The organism is Thalassospira sp. CA1 (assembly GCF_059052855.1).
In genome coordinates this window covers 36,205-60,547 of sequence record NZ_JBZCIA010000001.1, presented here as the reverse complement: position 1 = coordinate 60,547, position 24,343 = coordinate 36,205, and the positions used below count along the sequence as shown (strand labels likewise).

General features: G+C 55.6%; 21 protein-coding genes. 6 read left to right on the top strand and 15 right to left on the bottom strand.

Translation table 11 applies throughout. The features are described from left to right. Window positions 1–199 precede the first annotated feature (199 nt). Window positions 200–1,450 carry an MFS transporter gene (locus AC5Q5A_RS00270; RefSeq protein WP_493893928.1) on the top strand — a complete coding sequence of 417 codons (1,251 nt, stop codon included), beginning with the start codon at window positions 200–202 and terminating at the stop codon, window positions 1,448–1,450. A gap of 60 nt (window positions 1,451–1,510) precedes the next feature. Further along, window positions 1,511–2,080: a CHAP domain-containing protein gene (locus tag AC5Q5A_RS00265; RefSeq protein WP_063086066.1), complete on the top strand. Its 570-nt coding sequence runs from the start codon at window positions 1,511–1,513 to the stop codon at window positions 2,078–2,080. Window positions 2,081–2,643: 563 nt separating this feature from the next. Here AC5Q5A_RS00265 and AC5Q5A_RS00260 read toward each other — a convergent pair. Next, entirely contained in the window at window positions 2,644–3,297 is a 654-nt protein-coding gene (locus AC5Q5A_RS00260; RefSeq protein ID WP_493893927.1) for a GntR family transcriptional regulator, read from the bottom strand. 128 nt (window positions 3,298–3,425) lie between these two features. Between AC5Q5A_RS00260 and AC5Q5A_RS00255 the strand changes: the two genes are divergently transcribed. Beyond that, on the top strand, window positions 3,426–5,912 hold the full coding sequence (locus AC5Q5A_RS00255; protein ID WP_493893926.1) for a plasma-membrane proton-efflux P-type ATPase: 2,487 nt from the start codon (window positions 3,426–3,428) through the stop codon (window positions 5,910–5,912). A 72-nt stretch (window positions 5,913–5,984) separates the two neighbouring features. Here the strand turns inward: AC5Q5A_RS00255 and AC5Q5A_RS00250 are convergent, their stop codons facing one another. The 10 genes from AC5Q5A_RS00250 to AC5Q5A_RS00205 all read right to left on the bottom strand — a co-directional run bounded on the left by AC5Q5A_RS00250 (window position 5,985) and on the right by AC5Q5A_RS00205 (window position 16,531). Then, complete coding sequence (locus AC5Q5A_RS00250; protein WP_008888894.1) at window positions 5,985–6,734, bottom strand: proteasome-type protease; 750 nt, start codon at window positions 6,732–6,734, stop codon at window positions 5,985–5,987. A 15-nt stretch (window positions 6,735–6,749) separates the two neighbouring features. Continuing rightward, on the bottom strand, window positions 6,750–7,568 hold the full coding sequence (locus AC5Q5A_RS00245; protein ID WP_063086062.1) for a transglutaminase family protein: 819 nt from the start codon (window positions 7,566–7,568) through the stop codon (window positions 6,750–6,752). A gap of 1 nt (window position 7,569) precedes the next feature. Next, window positions 7,570–8,517 (bottom strand): alpha-E domain-containing protein, encoded by a 948-nt coding sequence (locus AC5Q5A_RS00240; RefSeq protein ID WP_008888896.1) that lies wholly within the window; start codon window positions 8,515–8,517, stop codon window positions 7,570–7,572. Between the two features lie 17 nt (window positions 8,518–8,534). Further along, a complete protein-coding gene (locus tag AC5Q5A_RS00235) occupies window positions 8,535–9,938 on the bottom strand; it encodes a circularly permuted type 2 ATP-grasp protein (RefSeq protein WP_008888897.1) in 1,404 nt (467 codons plus the stop codon). Between the two features lie 174 nt (window positions 9,939–10,112). Then, a complete protein-coding gene (gene cobM / locus AC5Q5A_RS00230) occupies window positions 10,113–10,874 on the bottom strand; it encodes a precorrin-4 C(11)-methyltransferase (RefSeq protein WP_493893925.1) in 762 nt (253 codons plus the stop codon). Next, window positions 10,874–12,823 carry a precorrin-3B C(17)-methyltransferase gene (gene cobJ / locus AC5Q5A_RS00225; protein WP_493893924.1) on the bottom strand — a complete coding sequence of 650 codons (1,950 nt, stop codon included), beginning with the start codon at window positions 12,821–12,823 and terminating at the stop codon, window positions 10,874–10,876. The genes cobM and cobJ overlap by 1 nt, the downstream gene beginning before the upstream one ends. Continuing rightward, window positions 12,820–13,557: a precorrin-2 C(20)-methyltransferase gene (gene cobI / locus AC5Q5A_RS00220; protein WP_493893923.1), complete on the bottom strand. Its 738-nt coding sequence runs from the start codon at window positions 13,555–13,557 to the stop codon at window positions 12,820–12,822. Before cobI ends, cobJ begins: the two co-directional genes overlap by 4 nt. After that, window positions 13,554–14,807: a precorrin-6y C5,15-methyltransferase (decarboxylating) subunit CbiE gene (gene cbiE, locus AC5Q5A_RS00215; protein WP_493893922.1), complete on the bottom strand. Its 1,254-nt coding sequence runs from the start codon at window positions 14,805–14,807 to the stop codon at window positions 13,554–13,556. The genes cobI and cbiE overlap by 4 nt, the downstream gene beginning before the upstream one ends. After that, window positions 14,804–15,487, bottom strand: coding sequence for a precorrin-8X methylmutase (locus AC5Q5A_RS00210; protein ID WP_493893921.1), 684 nt, complete (start codon window positions 15,485–15,487; stop codon window positions 14,804–14,806). The genes cbiE and AC5Q5A_RS00210 overlap by 4 nt, the downstream gene beginning before the upstream one ends. 33 nt (window positions 15,488–15,520) lie before the next feature. After that, window positions 15,521–16,531 carry a sirohydrochlorin chelatase gene (locus tag AC5Q5A_RS00205; protein ID WP_493893920.1) on the bottom strand — a complete coding sequence of 337 codons (1,011 nt, stop codon included), beginning with the start codon at window positions 16,529–16,531 and terminating at the stop codon, window positions 15,521–15,523. 371 nt (window positions 16,532–16,902) lie between these two features. Here AC5Q5A_RS00205 and cbiB point away from each other — a divergent pair, with 371 nt between their 5' ends. Continuing rightward, on the top strand, window positions 16,903–17,979 hold the full coding sequence (cbiB, locus tag AC5Q5A_RS00200; protein ID WP_493893919.1) for an adenosylcobinamide-phosphate synthase CbiB: 1,077 nt from the start codon (window positions 16,903–16,905) through the stop codon (window positions 17,977–17,979). Next, window positions 17,976–18,602, top strand: a complete 627-nt coding sequence (locus tag AC5Q5A_RS00195; protein WP_493893918.1) for a nucleotidyltransferase family protein — start codon at window positions 17,976–17,978, stop codon at window positions 18,600–18,602. Before cbiB ends, AC5Q5A_RS00195 begins: the two co-directional genes overlap by 4 nt. 9 nt (window positions 18,603–18,611) lie before the next feature. Here AC5Q5A_RS00195 and rfaE1 read toward each other — a convergent pair whose 3' ends face one another. From rfaE1 to AC5Q5A_RS00180, 3 genes are read right to left on the bottom strand one after another with little or no spacing between them, the layout of a single operon-like run. Beyond that, window positions 18,612–20,084, bottom strand: coding sequence for a D-glycero-beta-D-manno-heptose-7-phosphate kinase (rfaE1, locus tag AC5Q5A_RS00190; protein WP_493893917.1), 1,473 nt, complete (start codon window positions 20,082–20,084; stop codon window positions 18,612–18,614). A gap of 54 nt (window positions 20,085–20,138) precedes the next feature. Next, window positions 20,139–20,723: a D-sedoheptulose 7-phosphate isomerase gene (locus AC5Q5A_RS00185; RefSeq protein ID WP_120223789.1), complete on the bottom strand. Its 585-nt coding sequence runs from the start codon at window positions 20,721–20,723 to the stop codon at window positions 20,139–20,141. Between the two features lie 30 nt (window positions 20,724–20,753). Then, complete coding sequence (locus AC5Q5A_RS00180) at window positions 20,754–21,710, bottom strand: UDP-glucuronic acid decarboxylase family protein (RefSeq protein ID WP_493893916.1); 957 nt, start codon at window positions 21,708–21,710, stop codon at window positions 20,754–20,756. Window positions 21,711–21,943: 233 nt separating this feature from the next. Here AC5Q5A_RS00180 and AC5Q5A_RS00175 point away from each other — a divergent pair, with 233 nt between their 5' ends. Next, on the top strand, window positions 21,944–23,173 hold the full coding sequence (locus AC5Q5A_RS00175; protein ID WP_008888909.1) for an EAL domain-containing protein: 1,230 nt from the start codon (window positions 21,944–21,946) through the stop codon (window positions 23,171–23,173). Window positions 23,174–23,221: 48 nt separating this feature from the next. Here the strand turns inward: AC5Q5A_RS00175 and cobT are convergent, their stop codons facing one another. Then, window positions 23,222–24,256 (bottom strand): nicotinate-nucleotide--dimethylbenzimidazole phosphoribosyltransferase, encoded by a 1,035-nt coding sequence (gene cobT, locus AC5Q5A_RS00170; RefSeq protein WP_493893915.1) that lies wholly within the window; start codon window positions 24,254–24,256, stop codon window positions 23,222–23,224. Window positions 24,257–24,343 lie beyond the last annotated feature (87 nt).

The window sequence follows — 24,343 nt, the reverse complement described above, 5'->3', positions numbered from 1 at the left end:
GTCTTTCGTATGATGAAACATCGGCGTGCTAGTCTGCCCGCTGGTTTCCATCAAATCCGGGCCGGTCATATCCTCTGCCACCAATATGATGACCGCAACCCCGGTTTGTGATCGCCCACCGATGATTGGAGGCCTTGTGCCCGTTCCCGACCCTGCCCCAGATCCATCCAAAGGCTCGGACCAAAACAATCCTGATTCTGTGCCCGCCTCTGATCAGGATGGCGGACAAAGATCGATTTTTTCCGATCGTAACTTCGTGCTGTTTCTTTTCGGGCAATGCATCACGACACAAGGATTGTGGATCCAGAAAATTGCCATGTCTTGGCTGGCGTGGTCTTTGACTGGATCTGCCTTCTGGACCGGTGTGATTGCCGCGCTTAATTTTGCCCCGGCCTTTTTCCTTGGGCCTATTTTCGGCGTGATGGCCGATCGGGTCGATCTGCGGCGCACGGCCATGTTGCTTAATCTTGGGCAGGCTGCGGTTTCGTTCCTTTTGATGGGGCTGTCCTATGCCGACATGATGACTTTACAGTGGATGGTCACACTTGCCGGATCGATGGGGATTCTTGGCAGTGCAATGACGCCGATCCGGTTGTCGCTGGTGCCGGTGATTGTACCGCGTGCCTTCATGAACCGCGCGGTCGCCTATGCGGCGATGAATTTCAATATCTCACGTCTGGTCGGGCCTGCAGTTGGTGGGGTGGTGATTGCCACCTGGGGCACCGGGGCGGCCTTTATGATCAACGCGATCAGTTATCTTCCGATGGTGTTTGTCATTTCGGTGGTGACCATTCACATGGAACGCGCGCCCGATGCCAAAAGCCGCCGTATCTGGACATCGCTTGTCGATGGGGCAAGTTATGCGCTCAATCACCCGATGATCCGATCGGTTCTGGCACTGTCCTGCTTTGTCTCGCTGGTCGGGACCGGCATGGTTGAACTGATGCCGGTCTTTGCCGAGGCGGTTTATGACCGCGGGGTCACGGGGCTTGGCATGCTGGCATCAAGTGCGGGGATCGGGGCGGTGACATCGACCTTTATCCTGTCGCGGATTTCATCAGATGCCATTGCCTATCAAAAGGTGACCATCCTTGGGGCGTTTGCCGCCGCCGTCGGCATGACCGGCCTTGGTTTTGCGCCGTGGTACGAGCTTGCTGTGCCGTTGGTCGCCCTGACGGGCGGCGGTCTGACCCTTGTCGGGGTGGGATCGCAAACAGCCTTGCAGCTGACGGTTGATAATCGCCTGCGGGGTCGGGTGATGAGTTTCTGGAGTGCGACCAGCTTTGGTGGCATGGCGCTGGGCGGGACGCTTCTTGGCGCGATTTCAGAGGCCGGTGACATTCAATATACGGCGCGTGGTTCTGGCGTTTTGATCCTGTGTGCGGCCTGTGTCGGGCTTTGGCGGCTTTATCGCATCGGGGCGCTGGCGCGTTCGGGTGCATTGCGGTAAAGGATTGTTAAGGCCTGCCGACCTATGGTGGCTCATTGTGAGAGGATCGGGGATTTCCAGATGCGTTTGCTTGGTATTGTCGGACTGTGTTTGTTGCTTTCGGCGTGTTTTAGCACTGGTAACTCGGCACCACGTGCGTCCGGCCCGATGCCAAGTGACACGGTTCAGACCCTTGCCAGCGTCAATCTGCCGTCTTCACGCCTGAACAGTTTCGCCCCGACCAACAAGTTCCTGCAATGCGTGCCCTATGCCCGCGAAGTATCCGGTATCGAGATTTATGGCGATGCCTGGACATGGTGGGCGCAGGCCGGGCAGAAGAACTTCCAGCGCGGTAACCGCCCGCAAATCGGTGCCGTCCTTGCGCTTCGCAAGACATCGCGACTGAAACTGGGCCACGTTGCCGTGGTTTCAGCCATCCTTGATAGCCGCAAGATCCTTGTAAACCATGCTAATTGGGGCAGCGATTCGCGTACCCGCGGCAAGGTGCACTACCGCCAGCCGGTTGTTGATGTATCCCCCAACAATGACTGGTCCGAAGTGCGGATGATGAACACGCTTGGCACATTCGGCAGCATGTATCCAGCCCACGGCTTCATCTATCAGCCGCGCGAGACTGCAGAGGCGAACTAAGGCACTGCACCGTCAGCGCCCCGCTGGCGCCAAAAACTCTCCCGACATCACGAAAGAAAAGTGGCGAAGCCCCCACGGATAGAGAGCTTCGCCAATTAAACCCGTGCGGGCGGCACGGGTTCGGGGGTTGAACCCGACAAGGCTTGCCGAAAGCGCCTTTCTGGCAGAGCAGGATCACGGTGCGATGTGATTTCGAGCATCCGTTTCGATACTGATTACCAGCACGGCGAGGGATCACTGATCCCTTCTGGCACGCCTTGAATTCAAATTATCTATAAAATGACGTTTTCTATGATAATTACGCAGGGATCGAGTGCTGAAATCAACTGCAAAATCGAAGGAAAGGTGTGATTCTTCACTGAATCCACGTATAAGCAATCTAATGCATTGATTTTACATCATAAATATTATCTATAAAATTTTAGCTCGAGCGCGATAGGGATGGCTGAGACACGCATTTTCTGTGCGCGTCGTCCTGAATCGGCACCTTCGCGCGTCGTTCCTTCCCTTTGGGGCCGGAAACCAGGCAGACATGGAGAAAATTTGATCTCGGGGACGTGTCGTCAGGCAGGGGTTTGCGGGCGCGCCGTTTTGCTCGATTTATTACCAATCCATTTCACATGCCGTGCAAGGGTGGCGGCAGCGACATCAATCTGATTGCTGCGCAGTGCGGCAAGGATCGCACGGTGGTCCTGATCGGTAGGGGCTTCCCATTCCATGCGAAAGCCCGAAAATAAAAATCGTGCACTGGCGGCATGCAGATCATCAATCGTCGCAAGCAACCGAGGCATGCCGCAAGGTTCCAGGATGACACGGTGAAAAGCCCTGTTGGCCTGTTCCCATCCATGGACATCAGTGGCATTTTCGCCTGCACGGTTATGGGCCTCTGCCGCATCAAGAATTTCAGGTGTCAAATGCGGGGCAGCTTGGCGCAGTGCCAGAACTTCGAGGGACGCCCGCATTTCAGCAACTTCGCGCACCTCGGCGACATCGAAGCTGGCAACCCGTACACCACGCCGTGGTTCGCTGACCGCAAGGCCTTGTGCCTCCAGCCGACGAAACGCCTCGCGCACTGGAACGTGGCTGGCACCGAATTCCTCGGCGAAGTGATCCTGACGCAGTTTCATGCCCGGTGCGAATTCGCCGGAAATGATCCGTTCCGCCAGCGCCCGGGTAATGCGGCCCGCGACCGTGGTGTCTGTGGTGTTCTTTGTCATGTTTTATAGATAATTTGTGACACCTGATTTGTCGACCTGATTGATGTGCGACAATGTTGTGCGCTGCAATATATTCTAGAAACATTGCAGTTCCCCATATTGCCAACAGCGGCACAGAGGGTGCCATCATGATGGAACAGACTGCCAAACGCGATAACCCCCAGATTGACCCGTCCCTGCTTGAGACAGACCCTAAAAACGGGCTTGGACAGGGCGAGGTAAAAAGGCGGACTGAGAAGTTCGGCGAAAATCGTCTGAAGGATGATCAAACCAGCGCGCTTAAAAAGCTTTTGTCGTTCTTTTGGGGGCCAATCCCGTGGATGATCGAAGTTGCCGCCATCCTTTCGGCTGTGGTTCAGCATTGGTCGGACTTTGCGATCATCATCGTGATGCTGTTGCTCAATGCCGGAGTCGGCTTCTGGCAGGAATTCAAAGCAGACAACGCCATTGCTGCGCTCAAACAGCGCCTTGCGCCGGATGCCCGCGTATTGCGCGATGGTGCTTGGTCGGATCTTCCAGCCCGTGAGCTGGTGCCGGGTGACATTATCCGCATCAAGCTTGGCGATATTATCCCGGCCGATGCCAAGCTGCTTTCAGGGGATTATTTGCGGGTTGATCAGTCTTCGCTGACTGGTGAGTCAATGGCGATTGACAAGAAAATCGGGGATGAGGTCTTTTCCGGCGCCGTTGCTCGACAAGGGCAGATGACCGCAATGGTCACCGCGACAGGCATGGCGACCTATCTTGGCCGGACGGCAAGTCTGGTCAAAAGTGCTGGCAAACAATCGCATTTTCAGCGCGCGGTTCTGCGTATTGGCAATTTTCTGATCCTGATCACGCTGGGCCTGATTGCGTTGATCATGACCGTTGCCTTGCATCGTGGCGATCCGTTGATGGAAACCTTGCTGTTTGCCTTGATCCTGGCGGTGGCGGCGATTCCGGTGGCCTTGCCAGCGGTTCTTTCGGTGACACTGGCGGTCGGGGCGGAAAAGCTGGCGCGGATGAAAGCGATTGTGTCGCGCCTTGTCTCGATCGAGGAACTGGCCGGGATGGATATCCTGTGTTCTGACAAGACCGGGACATTGACGCAAAATCATTTAACTGTGGGAACCCCGGTGCTGATTGATGCCAACGATGAAAGCGATCTGATCCGTACCGCTGCACTGGCATCAGAGGCCGACAGCCATGACCCGATTGATAGCGCGGTCTTTGCGATCCTTGGCAATCGTGAAAAGCTTGATGGCTATGACATCACCACTTTCCGGCAGTTTGATCCGGTACGCAAACGGGCCGAGGCGGAGGTTGCGTATGATGGTCAGATCATCAAGGTTGCCAAGGGGGCGCCGCAAGCGGTTCTGGCTTTACTGTGTGAGGATGAGATATCAGATATCGAAAGTGTCGCGGCTTATCGTCCGGTGATGGATGCGATCAAAATCATGGCAGAGCACGGATACCGTGCGCTTGGTGTCGCCCGCACCGATAAAGACGGCAATTGGCAGTTTCTGGGGTTGCTGCCGCTGTTTGATTCGCCGCGTGAGGACGCGGCATCAACCATTGCCGAACTGCGCAACAAGGGTGTTGATATCCGTATGATCACAGGCGATCACGAGGCGATTGGCCGCGAAGTCGCCGGCCAGCTAGGATTGGGCCAAAATATCCTGCCCGCCGATGCAGTGTTTGATCGCAACAATCAGGCGATTGATCCGGTAATGATCGAGCAGGCAGATGGTTTTGCCCGCGTCTTTCCTGAACATAAATACGCGATTGTCCGCCAGTTTCAGGATCGCGGCCATATTGTCGGCATGACAGGCGACGGGGTGAATGACGCCCCGGCCCTGAAACAGGCCGATATTGGCATCGCGGTTTCAAATGCCACCGATGCGGCGCGGGCGGCGGCCGTTCTTGTTCTGACCGCGCCGGGCATTTCGGTGATTACCAGCGCAATTGAAGAGTCGCGGCGTATTTTCGAACGCATGGGTAGCTACGCCACTTTCCGGATTTCCGAAACCATCCGGGTTTTGTTGTTCATGACGATTTCAATTCTGGTGTTTGATTTCTACCCGGTCACGGCGGTGATGATCGTGTTGCTGGCGTTGCTCAATGACTTCCCGATCATGATGATTGCCTACGACAATGCCGAGGTTGCCGAACACCCGGTGCGATGGAATATGGGCAATACGCTCACCATGGCATCCCTGTTGGGGGCTATCGGGGTCACATCATCCTTTGCCTTGCTTTGGGTGTCGGAAACGTGGCTGCATTTGCCGCCGGAAGAAGTCCAGACACTGGTGTTCCTCAAGCTTCTGGTGGCCGGGCATCTGACGATTTATCTGACCCGGCACAAAGGGTTCTTTTGGCAGAAACCCTATCCCAGCATGAAGCTGTTTCTCGCAACCGAGATTACCCAGATCATTGGTACGCTGGCGGCTGTCTATGGCTGGTTTGTGCCAGCGATTGGCTGGTACCATGCGCTGGTGGTTTGGGGGTATGCGTTGTGCTGGTTTGTGGTGGCGGGCTGTATCAAGGTTTGGGTCTATCGCCTTTTGACTCATCGCCATCATAGTCATCACAGCCATCTGGCCCGGGTTGAAGGATCGCTTCATCGCCACCGATAAGATCGGAACATCCAGAAACAAAAAGCCGGACCACTTATTAGGCCCGGCTTTGGGTCTTCGTATTCGAGGTGCTTATTCTGCGGCGATATCGCAATGTTCGTCGGGCATATCGGCAAAGGCATCGCGAAGAGCATTCGACCAAGCGTCAGATAGTGCGCGGAAGCCCCTGTCCTCGGCCTCGATCCGGCGGATCTCAGAAAATTTGCAAGCGTCATCAGGCAAAACAGCCAGATCAAGCGGCATACCAACCGACAGGTTGGAGCGAAGCGTTGAATCCATCGACAACAGTACCGCTTTCACCCCGTCCTGGATCGGCGTGTCGGGCGTGATTACACGATCAAGGATCGGCTTGCCGTATTTGTGTTCGCCAATCTGAAGGTATGGCGTATCGGATGTGGCCTCGATGAAATTGCCCGCGGCATAAACCAGAAACAGGCGTTGATCACCGCCCTTGCGCTGTCCGCCAATCATGATCGAGGCAGCACTGCTTTCATGATGCTGTTCAAGGGTGTCGTGGTATTTCAGCTGTACCTTCTGCATGGCTTCGCCAACCAGTTCGGCGACGCGGAACATGCTTGGTGCGCTCAGGATGCAGTTGCCCGGCTCGGTTTCGGGATCGTCGATGGCCTCATGCAAGGTGCTCATCACTGCCTGGGTAATGGCAAGGTTGCCAGCTGAAAGTGCGACAATCGCGCGTTCCCCGGGGACTTCCCAAGTGAACATCTTGCGATAACGTGAAATGTTATCAAGGCCCGCATTGGTCCGCGTGTCCGAAAGGAAAACCAACCCTTCGTTCAGCATCAACCCGACACAGTAGGTCATCTTTTTGTAGTCCGACTATTGTTGTGACTGCGCAATGACGACTGTTACATCCAAATCTTCGTTTCCGCCACCAGTATGTACGCCCCGGATCGGGGTGGCGACCTGACCATCAAGTCCTGATCCAAGCCGGATATAACTATCCGTTGGGCAGCACTTGTTGGCCGGATCAAACCCGACCCAGCCGAACTCTGGCAGATGCAACTCCGCCCATGCATGGGATGCCTCATGCGGTTTGCCTTCATGATCGGCAAACAGATATCCCGATACATAGCGGGCCGGAATGCCAAGATGGCGTGCCGCCGAGATCAGAACGTGGGCATGATCCTGGCAAACACCCTTGCCATCAGCAATCGCATCGGCAGCCGTTGTGTGCACATGGGTTGTACCCGGCGCATATTCAATGGCATCGGCGACTGCCGCGGCAAGACCGTGCGCCAGTTCCAACACTGTGCCGTCCTTGGTTTTCTTTGCGACCTTGTCGGCAAGCTTGCGAATGGCGGCACTGGATTTGGTCATGGGCGTCGTGCGCAGGAATACGGCCGGAAAGGCGCGTTCCTTGTGACCACGTAAAACGCCTGCTGTATCGGTGGTTTCGACCTCGCCGGTGACGACGATTTCAATTGCCTCGACGGGGCCGTTTGATGTCAGGGTGCTGATGATATCGCCGTTGCCATCGGTAAATTCCGCGCCGATATTGCAGCCTTCGGCTGTAATCGACCATCTCAGGATCTTTTGGCCTTCGAACTCAGCGGGCGTCAGTTTGAGGCTCTGCACCGCGTGATAGGCCGGATACTCATAGCGGTAATGGGTCTTGTGTTCGACGGTCAAGCGCATCTTACTGCCCCCCGAAATGATATGCGTCAGCGATGGCAAGCGACAGGATACGGTTGCGTCCCTGGAAGTCGGTCAGGAATTCGTGCAACCCGCCTGAGAAGATCTCGTCCATGTCACTTTGCGTCAGCAATGAATACATCTCGACCGCTTGGCGATGAACGCTGTGGCGTTGACCATAGTGGCGGGCAAGCCTTTCAAGATGCTGGGTAATCTGTTCGGAACAGTGGGCAAGCGATCGCGGACTGAACGGATTAAGGATCAGGAAATGCGCGATGCGATGTGGTGAATAATCATCACGATAGACCCAGTGGAAAGCGCGGAGCGACGATGCTGCTCGCAAAACCGTTGTCCATTGATAGTTATCGACCCCATCGCCGACCATGCTGGTTTCCGGCAGAAGGACGTAATATTTGACGTCCAGAAGTCGTGCAGTGTTGTCCGCGCGTTCGATAAAGGTGCCAAGACGGATAAAGTCATAGCCGTCATTGCGCAAAATCGTGGAATCGGTGGCCCCGCGGAACAGCGCACCCTGCTTTTTGACCCAGTCGATGAATTCCGGCAATTCGTTCTTGGCCAGATTGTGCATCGACGGGCGCCGCAGTTCCATCAGCGCATTGTTCAGCGCCTCCCACATTTCTGCGGTGATGGCTGTACGCATGGCGCGTGCATTGGCGCGCGCATACTCAAAGCAATTGATTATTGATGAGTGGTTGTCGCGGTTAAAGATAAGGAAATTGGCAACCTCTTCCTGACGCAACGGCGCATCGGGATCATATCCCGCGGCACATCCGGATGCAGAAAGGACTGATTCCCATTCCGAACGGTTACCACTTGCCGCAGCCGGCATCAGGGCCATGCGATAGCCCATTTCCATCAGGCGGGCCATGTTTTCGGCCCGTTCGACATATCTCGACAACCAGAAAAGGTTTTCGGCGGTACGACTAAGCATCTCTCAACCCTTTCCTTTTAATCGCTCATGATCCAGGTGTCCTTGACCCCGCCGCCCTGCGACGAGTTCACGACAAGTGACCCTTCACGCAGCGCGACACGGGTCAAACCGCCCGGTGTCAGGCGCACATCATCGCCAACAAGGCAGAAGGGCCGGAAATCGACATGACGCGGCGCAACGCCGCTTTCAACGAATGTCGGGCAGGCTGAAAGCGACAGGGTTGGTTGGGCGATGAAATCACCGGGATCGGCTTCAATCCGTTTGGCGTAGGCGGCCTGCTCTTCCTTGGTTGATGCCGGACCGACCAGCATGCCATAGCCACCTGACCCGTGGACTTCCTTGACCACAAGCTCGCCCAGATGTTCGAGAACGTATTTCAGATCATCTGGCTTGCCGCATTTCCATGTCGGCACGTTATTAAGGATCGGCTCCTGCCCCAGATAGAAACGGATCATATCAGGCACATAGGTATAAACCGCCTTGTCATCGGCAACACCGGCACCTGGTGCCGAACAGATCGCCACCCCGCCGGACCGATAAACATTCATTAGCCCGGGAATGCCCAGAACCGAGTCCGGTCTGAAGCACAGCGGATCGATATAGGCGTCATCAATGCGGCGATAAATCACATCAACCTGGGCCGGTCCGCGGGTGGTGCGCATAAAGACCCGGTCTTCATGAACAAACAAATCCTGACCTTCGACCAGCTCAACCCCCATCTGATCGGCAAGGAAGGAATGTTCATAATACGCACTGTTCATCGCACCCGGCGTCAGGACGACGATATTGGGGTCGCGGTCGCATTTGCGCGGTGCGATGCTTTTAAGCGTTTTCAGCAACATGTCCGGATAGCTTTCGACCGGCTCAATCCGAAGGCTTTTGAACAGATCGGGGAACATGCGCATCATGATTTCGCGATTCTCGAGCATATAGGACACGCCAGATGGCGTGCGGCAGTTGTCTTCGAGAACATAAAAATCGTCAGGACCGGTGCGCACGATATCGACACCCACAATGTGGCTATAGACATTGCGCGGCGGATCAATGCCAATTACGGCCGGTTCGAACGCATCGTTGCGAAACACCAGATCGGCCGGGACGATACCGGCCTTGATGATTTCGGCATTATGGTAAACGTCATAAAGAAACGCATTCAGCGCCCGGGCACGCTGTTTGACGCCACGATCAAGCTTGCGCCATTCCTGAGATGTGAAAATGCGGGGAATCAGATCAAAGGGAATAAGCCGCTCGGGATCTCCGCCCTCGCCGTAAACAGCAAATGTAATGCCGATCTTGCGGAACAGCGTTTCAGCTTCAAGGCGCTTTTGTTCGAGAACCTCGGGGCCGCTTGCTTCCATCCAGTCAACCAAGGCGCGATAAGGTTCGCGAATTTGGTCGTCAACACTCATCTCGTTGAACATGCATTCTCCCCTTTATTTCCCTTTGATTAAAGGGTGCCGGGCAGGGGGCGGTCAAGGATGTTCACAGTTGAAATGACATATTTTTCAGCAAATTGCTGTTCTGCCGAAAAAATAAACTTGCTGATCAGAGGGTTTGTACAAAAAACGGGCGGACACGAAGTCCGCCCGATCAGATCATGCTTTTGCCGGGCGAAGAACGTGCGTGTGATCGGCGGCATAAAGTCTAGAGTCGGTAAAATCTTTCCGACCGAAAACCTCACCGACCATGATCAGGGCCGTGCGCGTGATACCACTGCCTTTGACCTTGGAACGGATATCGCCAAGGGTGCCAAAAATGAATTGCTGGTCGGGCCAGGTCACGCGATAGGCAATCACAACCGGGCAGTCTTCGCCGTAATGCGGGGTCAGATCACGCACCACATTGGCCAGATTATTGATCGACAGATGCACCGCCAGCGTCGCACGCGACTTGCCAAGTTCAGCAAGGCTCTCGCCGTCTGGCATGCCAGACGACCGCATGGCGGTTCGGGTCAGGATCACGGTCTGGGAAATATCGGGCAGGGTCAGTTCCGCGCCAATTTCCGCAGCCGTCGCGGCATAGGCCGAAACGCCCGGCGTGATGTCGTAGGGAATGCCAAGATCATCAAGACGGCGGATCTGTTCGGCAATTGCGCCATAGATTGACGGATCACCGGAATGCACGCGTGCAACATCCTGTCCCTTGGCGTGGGCGGCTTCGATTTCGGCCATGATTTCATCAAGGTTCATCGGGGCGGTATCTACTACATGCGCCCCTTCGGGGGCCGCAGTCACGATTTCTTCGGGCACCAGCGATCCGGCATAAAGGCAGACCGGGCATTTTTCGATCAGGCGCAGGCCGCGCAAAGTGATCAGGTCCGGGGCGCCGGGACCGGCGCCAATGAAATGAACAGTCATTATTCTGCCCCGCCTTTCTTGGAAGTGTCGTTTTTGGAAGTGTCAGTGCTGCTGTGAACCGGCGCTTTAGCCGCATCCGGGCCCTTTTTGGCATAGCCGCGCGGGGTATAGACCCATTCGTTCTCGCCGCGGGTGATGTGGCGGCTGTTGCTGGAGCCGACCAAAACTGTGGTCAGCATATCGACCATGTCGACTTCTAGTTTCGCAAGTGGAACGACTGTGATTTCCTCATCCGGGCGGCCAAGCTGACGACCGAGAACCACCGGGGTGTCTTCGTTGCGGTGTTCAAGCAGGATATCACGCGCTTTGGCCAAAAGATCGCGGCGGCGTTTGGAAACCGGGTTATAGAACGCAATCACGAAATCACCTTCGGCCGCTGATTTCAGACGGCGCAGGATGTCTTCGCGCGGTGTCAAAAGGTCAGAAAGCGAAATCGCACAGAAATCATGACCAAGTGGCGCGCCAATGCGTGATGCCGCCGCCTGAAGCGCGGAAATACCGGGTGATACCTTAACCGCGACCCGGTTCCAATTCGCGCGATCTTCACGATCCAACAACTCAAACACCAGTGTTGCCAGCGCGTAGATGCCGGCATCCCCTGACCCGATCAGTGCAACGTCCTTTCCGGTCGCGGCCAGTTCAAGGGCGTGGCGCGCACGGGCTTCTTCGGCGCCAAGATCGGAGTGATGGCAATCCTTGCCGTCAATCAGCGGACCGAGCAGATCAAGATACATCTGATAGCCGACGATATCGGTTGCGCGACCGATCAGGGCGGTGGCCTCTGGGCTGCGCCAGCCGATCTGGCCCGGACCGATGCCAACGATCGAAAGCCTGCCCTGCGCAGTGCCGACTTTCTCGGGGATGATGTCATCCTGTGACAGGGCGACGGCACAGGTGGACTTGTTGGTTTTGTGTTTGGGAACAATCAGCTTGCCGTTCGGACCGACCATGGCCAGTGCCGCACCCTCGGCAACGCCATGGCAGCCGGTTTCAGCAAACACGACGTCAGATGGCGTCACCAGACGGTCTGCCTCGGCCTCAAGGGTTTGGGCATCAAAGAACCGGGCCGGAACGCCCAGACGTTGGGCCAGCTCATGGACTGCGGCCTCATCGGCCTTCAGATCGATCGAGGTGACACAGGCAATGGCCTTCGGGCTCAGGCACTGACCAGCCAGTGTTTCCATCACCAGATCATAAAGATCATCGGCCGGGCAGCCGCGCTCACAGCCGACACCAAGTGCCAGGACCGGTGGGTGATAGGTGATTGCGGTTTCGGCCCCATCGCTGATCGCATCTTCATTGGCACCTTCGCGGGCGGTGGCGGTGATCAGGATGCTGCCGTCTTCGGACTGGGCAATAGCACTATTGGTCAACCACGCGGCTGAGCCTGCCTCAACCTCAATCCGGGCAGAGGCACCAGCCAAAAGGGCCGCTGTGGCAGGTTTGACCGTTTCGGGCGTGCCAAGTGTCCAGCCAACTGGCGGCTCATCAAGCGCAAGGCCCAGCATCGCATCGCCCGGGGTGGTGATGGCGGCATTGCCCCCAAGACGATCAGCCAGATCGCGCGCCAGTCGGTTCCCGCCATGATGCCCGCCCAGAAGCGGGATGAAGTTATCACCGGCTTCATCAACGGCAAGCACGGCGGCGTCCTGCCATTTGCCGGCCAAAAGCGGTGCGAGTGCGCGGATCAGAATGCCTGATGCACAGACGCCAATGATGACATGATCGGATGAAAAGGTTTGTTGCAGATGCGCAATGGTATCATCAAAGGCGACATCAACATCCTTGACCGAAACGCGTGTGCGCAAGCCATGCACCGATGCACCCTGCAGGCTAGATGCAATTTTACGTGCGGTCGGAAGGGCGCGCTGTGTCAGGCAGATGACCGCGATCGGGGCAATTGGCGCAGTCGGTACAGCGGATTTATTCTGGGTGTTCTGGGCGGTCATCGCCATGCGTCTCCGCGACGGTGGATCAGGATCATGGAAAAATACGGTGCCTTGGCGTCGGTCGGCAAATCGCCCAGCGGGACCATTTTTTGGGTCTCAAGCGTCGCACGTTCGATATAGCGCGCCCGATCCGTCAGGCCGAGTTCGTTGATCACACCGCGAACCTTGGCGAAATGACGACCAAGCTTGATGATGGCGGCCGCATCGGTTTTGGCCAGCTGTTCACGCAGACGGTCGGCATCAAGCGGTCCCGGGATGACTTGCAACACGTCGTTCTTGGCGGCCAATGGCGCACCAAGCTGGGCGGCACAAGCCATCATTGAACTGACACCGGGAACGGTTTTGACCGGGTGTCCTGCCTCGGCCAAACGGCCAAACAGATACATGAAGCTGCCATAAAAGAACGGGTCACCCTCGCACAGAACGGCAACGGTTTTGCCATCTGCCAGATGCTTGCCGATTTCGATGGCAGCCGCGTCATAGATCGGATCGGCCGGTTTGCCCATTTCGATGCGAATGGCGATTTCAATCCGGCCTTCGGGGATATGCGGATCAACGATCTGACGCGCCAGGCTGACGCCATCTTCAAGGGCGGGATAGGCGATCACATCGGCCTTTTGCAGGATGTTATAGGCCTTAAGCGTGATCAGATCAGGCTCGCCCGGTCCGATGCCAAGGCCATAGGCCGTTCCGGCAACCGGAAGGCTATCGCTTGCGGGAAATTCCGCACTCATGCTTTTACTCCGAGGTAATGGGTGACCGGGGCAAGGTTGCTCCAGCCCTTGAAGCTGCCGCGCGGCACCAGTCGTGAAATCGACAGGCGCGACAAGCTGCCACCGTTTTTATTGTAAAACCGTAATAATTTTTCTTCGCCTTCAAGCGTCACCGTATTGGCGACCAGCCGCCCATGCAGCGGCAACAGATCCCAGCAGCTTTCAAGCAACCCATCAATCGTAATGCCTCCGCCGATGAAAATCGCATCGGGCTTGGGCAGGCGATCGGCAAAACTCAGTGCTTCTTCAATGGATTTCTGTTCAATCGCAAGGGTCGGAACGCCAAGTCGAATGGCATTCTTCTTGATCATCGCGCAGCGTTCGCCGTCGCGTTCAATTGCAACAGCCCGACCGCCCATGCGTTTCCATTCAATCGAAATCGACCCGCACCCGGCCCCTAGATCCCACAAAACACCGCCATCAAACGGCGCCAGCGATGCCAGTGTCTGGGCGCGGATTTCCGATTTTGTGATCATGCCATCATGGATAAAGGCATCATCGGGCAGTCCCGGTCCGTTGGGCAACGGTTTGGCGTTTGGCCCGGCTTCAAGATCGATCATGATCAGATTAAGCGGGTCAACCGATTTGATATCGGGCATCGAGGTGGCGGTGGATTGCCAGGTGCGCGCTGTTTGTGTGGTAATGCGTTCTTCCGGGCCGCCAAGCCGCTCGCACACCGACATGCGGCTTTGATCAAAACCGGCTTCACACAGCATGACGGCGACAAGGGCCGGGGTCGAGCCATCAGCACTGAGTGCGATCAGTTTGCCATGCGGACGCAAATGGGCGCGCAATGTTTCCGGATCACGGCCATGCAGCGTAATCACATCACACTCGGCCAGTGGCCAGCCAAGCCTGGAGGCGGCCAGAGAAATGCTTGATGGTGCCGGGATCGCGTATATTGGTTCGGGTCCGAAATATTTAATCAGCGTGTTGCCAACGCCAAAATACATCGGATCACCGCTGGCCAGCACGACCGGGTTCTGATCGATGCAATCTTCGATCAGCGGCAGATTGGCTTCAAACGGTGTGATCCATTTGTTCTGGGTTGCGGTGTTGGAACCGGGTAACATGGCGATATGGCGTGTACCGCCAAAAATGACGCTGGCATTTTCAAGGATGCTGCGCGCCATTGGTGAAAGGCCTTCATAGCCATCTTCGCCAATGCCAATAACCGTGATCCGTCCCTTGATCGGTGCCTGTTCGTTCATGATGCACCCCCTGATTTGCGGTCAAAGGTTCCATCAGGTGTCGTTTCATCTTCGCGCGCCAGACGTGCCAGGGCATTGATCGTGGCGGCTGCTACCGCACTGCCGCCAAATCGACCGCGTAGCGTGACAAACGGAATGCCATTGGCATTTGCAATCAGGGCATCCTTGCTTTCAGCCGCCCCGACAAAGCCGACTGGCATGCCGACAATGGCCGCTGGCTTATTCAATCGTCCGTCATGGATCGCTTCAAGCAAATGGAAAAGGGCGGTCGGCGCATTGCCGATGGCAATTATTGCGTCTTCGATACGATCTGTCCAGGCCTCAACCGCGGCGGCTGATCGTGTGGTTCCCATCCGGGCTGCAAGGTCGTGGGTACCGCCATCATTGAGTGTGCAAAGTACCGGGTTCTGATTGGGCAGAAGCCGGGAAATGATGCCATGGCGCACCATTTCTGCGTCACACAGGATCGGTTTTCCGGCAGACAGTGCCGCCGTGGCTGCACGGAGAACATCCCCGCCAAAGGAAATCTGATCGGCCATCTCAACCATGCCACAGGCATGAATGATGCGGATGGCAACAGGCCGCTCCGCATCTGAAAAGCGCGCAAGGTTTGCCTCGGCCTCGATGGTGGCAAAGCTTTTGGCATAGATTTCCTGCGGGTCACGCAGATAGTCAAACATTGCCGCGCCTTTCAGAGGATGGGGGTCGACCGGTCAGGAACCGGTCGATTTCTTCGCGTCGTCGTGATCATGGCTGTGGCCATGGCTATGACCGTGATCATGGTTGTGGTGATGCCCGTGGCCGTGACCATGATGATGATGGCCATGATCATGGCTGTGTCCATCGGTGCCAATGCCCATCACATGGTGATGGTGACCGACCTGCGGGGTGCCGACATCGCCTTCATAACCAATGATCTGCTCACGATACTTGCACAGCTGGCAGTTCATATTGTTGTCGCCGGTATCAATCTCGGTCAGACGTTCGGCAAAGCTTTCAAGAACCATCGGGTGGTCCTTGAGGTAGCCTGCCTTGATAAACTCGACATCACCAAATTCCGCCGCGACTTCGTCGGTATGGCTATAGATACGGTCAATCAGAATGCCGGCAAACAGGAAATACGGGAAGACGACAACGCGCTTGTATCCCAGTTTCATCGCTTCGCGCAGGCCCGCATTGACGCGCGGATGGGCAACACCGGAATAGCTGATTTCGGTACGGCCAAAGCCCATGCCTTCCTGAAGCATACGGGCAACCTTGTAGACATTGGAATTGGCGTCCGGGTCATTGGTGCCGCGCCCAACCACCATCAACAGGGTGTCTTTGCGATCAATGCTGTCATCAGCACCTGCAAGGGCTTCTTCGATACGTTCCTTTGCTGCCATCAAAAGCTTGGGATCAATGGCAAGATCGCGGCCGAAAAGAACTTCGATATCGGGATTTTCATGGGCGAAATTGTTTACTTCGCTCGGCAGGTCGTTTTTGACGTGACCGGCGGCAAACAGCATACCGGGAAGGGCATAGATTTTCTTGTGGCCCATGGCTTTGAGCTTTTCAAAACCATCACGCAGGATCGGGTGGGCAAATTCGAGAAAGCCGCTTTCGACATCGTAGTCGGCCAGGTGGGTCTGTTTCATAGCTTCAACCATGGCGTTGAACTGTGAAACCGCGCGTTCGTCGCGCGAACCATGACCGCAAATCATTACTGCGCCTTTGGGGGACATAAAAGGCTGCTCCTTTGTCTCTCTTTGATGGTGTTCTTCACATGACATTGTTGCCATGCGGTACCCGATGCCACCCCCGTTTTCACCGATTGGCTTGCGGAATGCAAGCGGCAGCTACGCCAAGATGATGTGCAAAGGGGCTGGGTTATGAAAATACTACTTATTGTGGGCCTTATATGGCCCGGTATGGAATATGTTGTGGGCGGACTCAGTCCTTCGGTTCTGGCGGGTGATCAGGTTGCGGTGTTTTGCGTTACGCACTGCGGGGCAAACAGGATTGATCAACATAATTTATGATAAAATAAAAATTCGTATGAAACTTCTTTATCAAACCCAAAACCCGATGGCAAATTTCACAGCACTAATTTGGTTTGCGCATTCACCATGTCATTCTGATTGACGGGTTGGCGATCACCGCGCACATTGCCGCCATGGAACCGACATTCACCGATTTTCTGATCCCGGAACCTGCGTTTTTCGGGCCGCTTTTTTCAATGCTGGTGCTGGCACTGCTGCTGGATGCGGTGTTTGGTGACTTCCCGTGGCTGTTTAGCCGGATCGGGCACCCGGTGGTCTGGATTGGCAATTTGATTGCGTGGTTCGAAAGGCGCCTGAACCGCACAGACCGCAGCAACCCGGACCGACTTTTGCGCGGTGCTGTGACCAGTCTGATCGTGATTGCGGTCGCCGCGGCTTTTGGCGGTGTGGTGCAGTTTGTCTCATCACTTGGCGACGTTTTCAGAGCGCCCGAAGTCCTTTTGGTGGCGGTTCTGATTGCCCAAAAAGGCCTTTATCAACACGTAAAGGCCGTTTCAAACGCGCTTAAGAAAGATGGTATCGCTGGTGGCCGCAAGGCGGTTTCGATGATCGTCGGGCGCAACCCCGACACGCTCGATGAGGCAGGTATCAGCCGGGCAGCCATTGAAAGTTGTGCAGAAAACTTCTCAGATGGGGTTGTTGCGCCACTGTTTTGGTATGTGGTCGGTGGGCCAATTGGCATTTGCGCCTACAAGGCGATCAACACACTTGATTCGATGATTGGTCATCGCAACGAACGCTATCTTTATTTCGGTAGGTTCGCCGCGCGACTTGATGATGTGGCGAACTTTATCCCTGCGCGGATTGCCGGTGGTGTGATTTGCCTTGCCGCCGTGATCGGTAAGAAAACAAGTGGCAAAGCTGCCTGGCAGATCATGGTGTCAGACGCAAAAAAGCACAAATCGCCCAATGCCGGTTGGCAGGAAGCAGCCTTCGCTGGCGCGCTTGAAATCGCCCTTGCCGGGCCGCGCCAATATGGCAGTGAAATGGTCGATGATCCTTATATCGGCAACGGTTGTTCCGATCTGACCGCTTTTGATATCGACCGTGCGCTTAGGCTTTTTACGACCTCATGCCTGATCAATGCGGCGTGGCCAATTGTTCTAAAAGTTCTCTGGGTCGGGCTATGAGTGCCGGGCGGCGCGCCAATGATATTCCGTTGGGCCGCGAGTTCCTTGAAGGGATCCTGCAAAACCGCACCAACCAAATCATTCTCGACCGGTTTTCAGCATTCGGGATCAAAGACTGGTGGCTGACAGCCGGATGCCTTGCACAGACGATCTGGAACATCACGGCCAATCGCGCCCCGGGTTCCGATATTGCCGATTATGATCTTTTTTATTTCGATCCCGATACGTCATGGCAGGCGGAAGATCATATGATCGCCCAAGGCTCCGACCTGTTTGCTGATATCCCGGTTTCCGTTGAAATCCGCAATCAGGCGCGGGTACCGATCTGGTATCCGGAAAAATTCGGTGTGCCTTATGGTGCGGTGCGTGCTGCCAGTGATGGCATTGACCGGTTTGCCTATCAGACAACTGCCATTGGCGTGCGCAAGGAGGCGGGCAAAAGCGGAATAGACGCCTATCGCATTTATGCGCCGTTTGGTCTTGCTGCTGTCATGGAAGGTCGGGTGATCCCGAACACGGTTTTACCCGTCAAAGAGGTGTATGACACCAAGGTTGGTCGTTGGCAAAAGACATGGCCGGATCTGGTCGTAACGCCTTGGCCTGACGAGGAAGGTCAGGCTTAATTAAGACGCTTAGTCGTTGCCCTTGTTCATCCGTGCGATGGTCGAAGTGGTGGAAAAGCCGTCTTCAAGGTTAGCCAGAACCACCTTGCCGCCATAGCCATGGACAATTTCGGCCCCGACAACCTTGTCGATGGTGTAATCCGCACCCTTGACCAGAATGTCCGGTTTGATCGCCTTGATCAGTTCAATCGGGGTGTCTTCGCCAAAAATCACCACGCCACTGACGGTTTCAAGCGATCCAAGCACGGCTGCACGTGCGGCCTCGGACTGGACCGGGCGGGCTTCGCCCTTAAGGCGTTTGACAGATGCATCGGAATTCAGCCCGACAATCAGGCGGTCGCAATTTGCCCGTGCCTGTTTGAGCAGGCTGAGGTGACCGGGATGCAACAGATCAAAGCAGCCATTGGTAAAACCGACAGTGTATCCCTTACGCCGCCAGCGTTCTGCGCGATCGACCATGCGATCAAGCGGCATCAGTTTGGCTTCACCGATCATCAGATCATGATGATGCAGGGTGGAAATCAGCTCGTCCGGGTAAACAACCGCGGTGCCGATCTTGCCAACCACGATCCCGGCGGCAACATTGGCAATGCGTGCCGCGTCAGCCAAGCTCGATCCCGCTGCAACGGCGGATGCGAGGCAGGCGACAACCGTATCACCGGCACCCGAAACGTCGAATACTTCGCGGGCTTCGGTTGGAAGGTGCAAAGCCTCGCCATCCTTGGTGACAAGCGTCATGCCATCCTGACTGCGGGTAAGCAGGACATTCTCGACCCCGCATTCGGTGATGATCTTGGTCGCGGCGGCGATGGCATCTTCGTCGCTGTTTATGGCAATGCCAGTTGCCGCTTCGGCCTCTGCGCGGTTGGGCGTCACCACTGTGGCACCACGATAGATGCTGTAATCATTGCCCTTCGGGTCGACGATGACGGGCTTTCCGGCTGCGCGTGCTGCCTTGATCGCAGCGGCAACGACATCGGCATGCAAGACACCCTTGCCATAGTCAGACAGAATGATCGCTGAGACATCCCCTGCCAGCTGACCCGCGAGTGTCGAAAGATTGCTAATCGATGCTGGTGCAATGGCGCTGGTGGTTTCATTGTCAGAGCGCAACAATTGCTGCCCGCCCGCGATATAGCGGGTTTTGATCGTTGTCGGACGGTTGCGCTCGGTCTGGATATAGGGCTCAACACCCTTGTCAGCGGCGACATATTCCATAACTTCGCGGCCGGGCAGATCATCGCCAACCAGCGACAGGAACTGAACCGATGCGCCAAGGGCTGTTGCGTTGCGCGTGACGTTACCAGCACCCCCAAGCATGGCGCTTTCGCGCTCAACCCGGATGACGGGGATGGGTGCCTCGGGCGAGATGCGGGTGACTGAACCATAGACAAACCGGTCAAGCATGACATCGCCAATGCACAGGACTTTGGCATCGGTCAGTTGTTCAACCTGTCGGGCCAGATGGCTAAGATCGGTCATGGTCGCAGTTCTTTATGCTGTCAGAGTATTCAGGCGGATTTTCTGGGCCGCCGGTTATTTCTTCGTCAGGCCAAGCGTATGTTCAAGCGCACCGACCAGCATCTGGCCAATCTGAATATGCATTTCCTGAATGCGGGCAGTGGTGTTGCTCGGCACGATCATCAGCGGATCACACAGATCAACCATGTCTCCACCGGTCTTGCCAGTCCAGCCGGTCGCAATCAGGCCCATTTCCTTGGCCTTGGCCAAACCAAGATTGACGTTCTTGCTGTTGCCGGATGTTGAGATGCCAATCGCAACGTCATCCGGATTGCCAAGCGCCTCGATCTGGCGCGAAAACAGGTGATCAAACCCGAAGTCATTGCCGATCGCGGTCAAGGCCGAGCTGTCGGTGGTCAGCGCAATCGCCGGAAGGGCGCGACGGTCATTGATATAGCGAACCGTGAATTCGGTTGCGATATGCTGCGCGTCCGCGGCCGACCCGCCATTGCCGAAAAACAGCAGCTTGTTGCCGTCATTCAGCGCATCGGTGCAAATCTCGACAAGCTCAACAAAAGCATCCCGGGTCGCTTCGCGGGTCTTGTTGACCAGATCAAGATGCTCGTCAAACTCGGCGTCGAAAAAGGCTTTGATATCCATGGGTATTCAGGTCCTGCTCGCTAAATCGTCTCAGCCGTGTTTTGCAATCAGATTGCGGAAATACTCAATTGTCGAGCCGAGGCCATCTTCAAGGCTTACAGTCGGTTCCCAGCCATCAAGTGTGTTTCGCGCAAAGGTAATGTCGGGCTTGCGCTGCAGCGGGTCATCGGCCGGAAGGTCTTTGAAGATCAGCTTTGATTTGGCGCCGGTCATCTCAATGACGCGCTCTGCCAACTCACGAATGGTGATCTCATATGGGTTGCCAAGGTTCATCGGCCCGGTAACCGTTTTGTCGGTTGCCATCAGGCGGACAAAGCCCTCGATCAGGTCAGTATAGAAGCAGAAGGATCGGGTTTGCTGGCCATCGCCATAAATGGTGATGTCTTCGCCATGCAGCGCCTGGATGATGAAGTTCGACACCACACGGCCGTCCTGCGGATGCATGCGCGGGCCATAGGTGTTGAAGATACGGGCGACCTTGATATCCAGACCGTGCTGGCGGTGGTAATCAAAGAACAATGTTTCAGCACAGCGCTTGCCTTCGTCATAACAGGCGCGCGGGCCGATCGGATTGACATTGCCGCGGTAATCTTCGGTCTGCGGATGGACTTCAGGGTCGCCATAAACTTCGCTGGTCGAGGCCTGGAATATCTTGGCGCCAACGCGTTTGGCGAGACCCAGCATGTTGATCGCACCATGAACACTGGTTTTGGTCGTCTGGACCGGATCGTGCTGGTAATGGATCGGCGATGCTGGGCACGCAAGGTTGTAAATCTCGTCGACTTCAAGATAGAGCGGGAAGGTAACATCGTGGCGCATCAGCTCGAAATGCGGGTTATCGAGAAGATGGACAATGTTGTCCTTGGTGCCGGTGAAGAAATTGTCGACGCACAGAACGTCATTGCCCTCGTTCAGCAGGCGTTCACAAAGATGCGAACCCAAAAAACCTGCACCACCGGTTACCAAAATGCGCTTGCGTCGCCACATGTCGTTTCCAACCTTTTTGTTCGGATATCAAAACGGGCTGAAACTAGCAGCTTGGTTTGCGGAAAGCTACGACTTATCTTTTCTTGGACGTGTCTGAAATTCACCGATATTCGGGTTTGGTTTCAACATGCATGAATGCTAAATACATAACCTGTTAATGCACCGGCGTTATCGTGGTTCGGGCAGATTAGCGGCTGTGATTCCGTCGAAACAATTCTCTGGTCATTGCATTTATGTCTGATAGTTCACTTCCATCGCCCGAAGCCTTCCTCGTTGACTATGTACGGCGCCTTGAGCGGCGCAAGGACGGCGTTGGTGCGATTCATGTGCATTTTTCTAAATTGCTGCCATTTAACCGGCGTGACCATCACATCCGCACGGCGATTACGGCGTTTGAAGAAATCGTACCGGAAGTCACCGGGCGTATTTTCACCCTGTCCAACCAGGATCTGATTTTCATCTTTGATGCCGCAGAGATGGACGAGGTGAATGCCGTCATTTTCCGGCTGAAATTCCTGTTCAACGACGATCCATTGATCAGTGATGGCAAGGATGAAAGCGGCGCGCCTGCGACCTTTACCGACTATTTCGATGTCGGGCAGCAATATAAAGAATTCCTGCATCTGACACAGTTGCTGGTCCGTGCCAACGCCAATCGCCCCAAAATCGTCAGCAAGGCAGCCGAGCGACACAATGACCATCCGGAACTCAGCGATGATCGCGCGCCGCTGACCCCGAAGATCTTGGGGCGCATTGATGAGTCTCTGCGGCGTGCGGATCTGTCCAACCTGATGCGTCGACAGGCGATTTGTGCCGTGGTGGGTGATGCGAACCCGACGCCGGTTTTCCACGAGTTGTTCATCTCGATCAAGGATTTGCAGGACACGCTGCTGCCAGATGTCAATGTTCTCTCGAACCGCTGGCTGTTTCAGCATCTGACCGAAATTCTGGATCGGCGCATGCTGTCGCTTCTGACCCGATCAAATGACGCATCAGTGACCGGGTCAGTAAGCATCAATTTGAACGTCTCGACACTGTTGTCACCGGACTTCTTGACGTTCGATAGTAACGTCAAGGCCGGGCAGCGCGGGACAATCGTGCTTGAGCTCCAGAAAATCGATATTTTTGCCGATCTTGGTGCGTTCTTCTTTGCGCGCGATTTCTGCCGTGATCGTGGCTATCGTATCTGTATCGATGGCATCAGTTATCTGTCCCTGCCCTATATCAACCGTAACAAGCTTGGCGTTGATATGATCAAGATGCTCTGGGATCCGGAAATGGAAAACATGGATGAAGAGCATCGCGAAGCCATGCGCGCCGCTGTGGCTGAGTCCGGTGATACCCGCGTTATTTTGTGCCGTTGTGACGACGAACGCGCCATCAAGTTTGGTCATTCGATCAATATCACCATGTTCCAGGGCCGCCATGTCGAGCACCTGATGAACGAACGGACAAAAAAATAGCGCCAGATTGCTGGCGCTATTGGGTGGTCTCACTTGTAAGGCTGAGGATCAGGCCTCTTCCTTTCCATCAATTCCGGCTTTTTCAAAGGTTGCCATGCCGGTGTGGCATTCTGCGGCTGCGCGCAAAAGCGGGATGGCAAGTGCAGCACCTGATCCTTCGCCAAGGCGCATGCCGAAATTGATCAGTGCTTCCTTGCCAAGTTTCTCAATCAGCCGCGCATGTCCCGGTTCTGCCGATACATGCCCAACAAGACAATGATCAAGTGCATCCGCACGCATCGCAGCCAGAACAGCTGCCGCCGCACAAGATACATAGCCATCAAGCAGTATCGGAACCCGTGCAAAGCGCGCTGCAATGATGGCACCGGCCATAGCAGCAATTTCGCGTCCGCCAACACAGCGCAGAACATCCAATCCGTCATGCATCTGGTTTTTATGTAGGATGATGGCATCACCTACGACGCGCGTCTTGCGGTCAAGGGTAGTGTCATCAATCCCGGTTCCCCGACCGGTCCAGTCCGCAGCATTCCCGCCATAAAGTGCATGGGAAATTGCCGCCGCCGATGTGGTGTTGCCAATGCCCATTTCGCCAGGCACAAAAAGATCCAGTCCCTTTTCAATTGCACTCATGCCAAAGGCCATCGCCTCGGCACAGCCTTCGTCATCCATCGCCGGTTCGTGGGAAAAGTCGTTGGTCGGGATTTCAAGGGCGACTTCCATGACGCGGAGTTCGGCATCGACAGACTTGCAAATCTGGTTGATCGCAGCCCCGCCATTGATGAAGTTTTCCACCATTTGCTGGTTCACGCTGGCCGGGAAGGCCGAAACACCTTGCGCAACGACACCGTGACTGCCGGCAAAGACGGTAACGCGCGGCCGCGACATGCGGGGCCGTGATGTTGCTTGCCATCCTGCCAGCCAAAGGCTGAAATCCTCAAGCCGTCCGAGCGATCCTGCAGGCTTGGTCAATGTCGGTTCGCGCTGGGCCACGGCGGCCTGCGCTTCCTGATCGACTTCGGGAAGTTCGGCGAGAAGTGCGCGAATTTCCTCAAGACTTTGGGGCGGATGTTTCGGGTTGAACATTTTGGTCTCCGGCTGGCGACAAAGGTGCCTAACTAGTGTTCCGCTTGGCTTCCGGGGTGGTAAGGATTAGGCTCGGAAACCAATTGT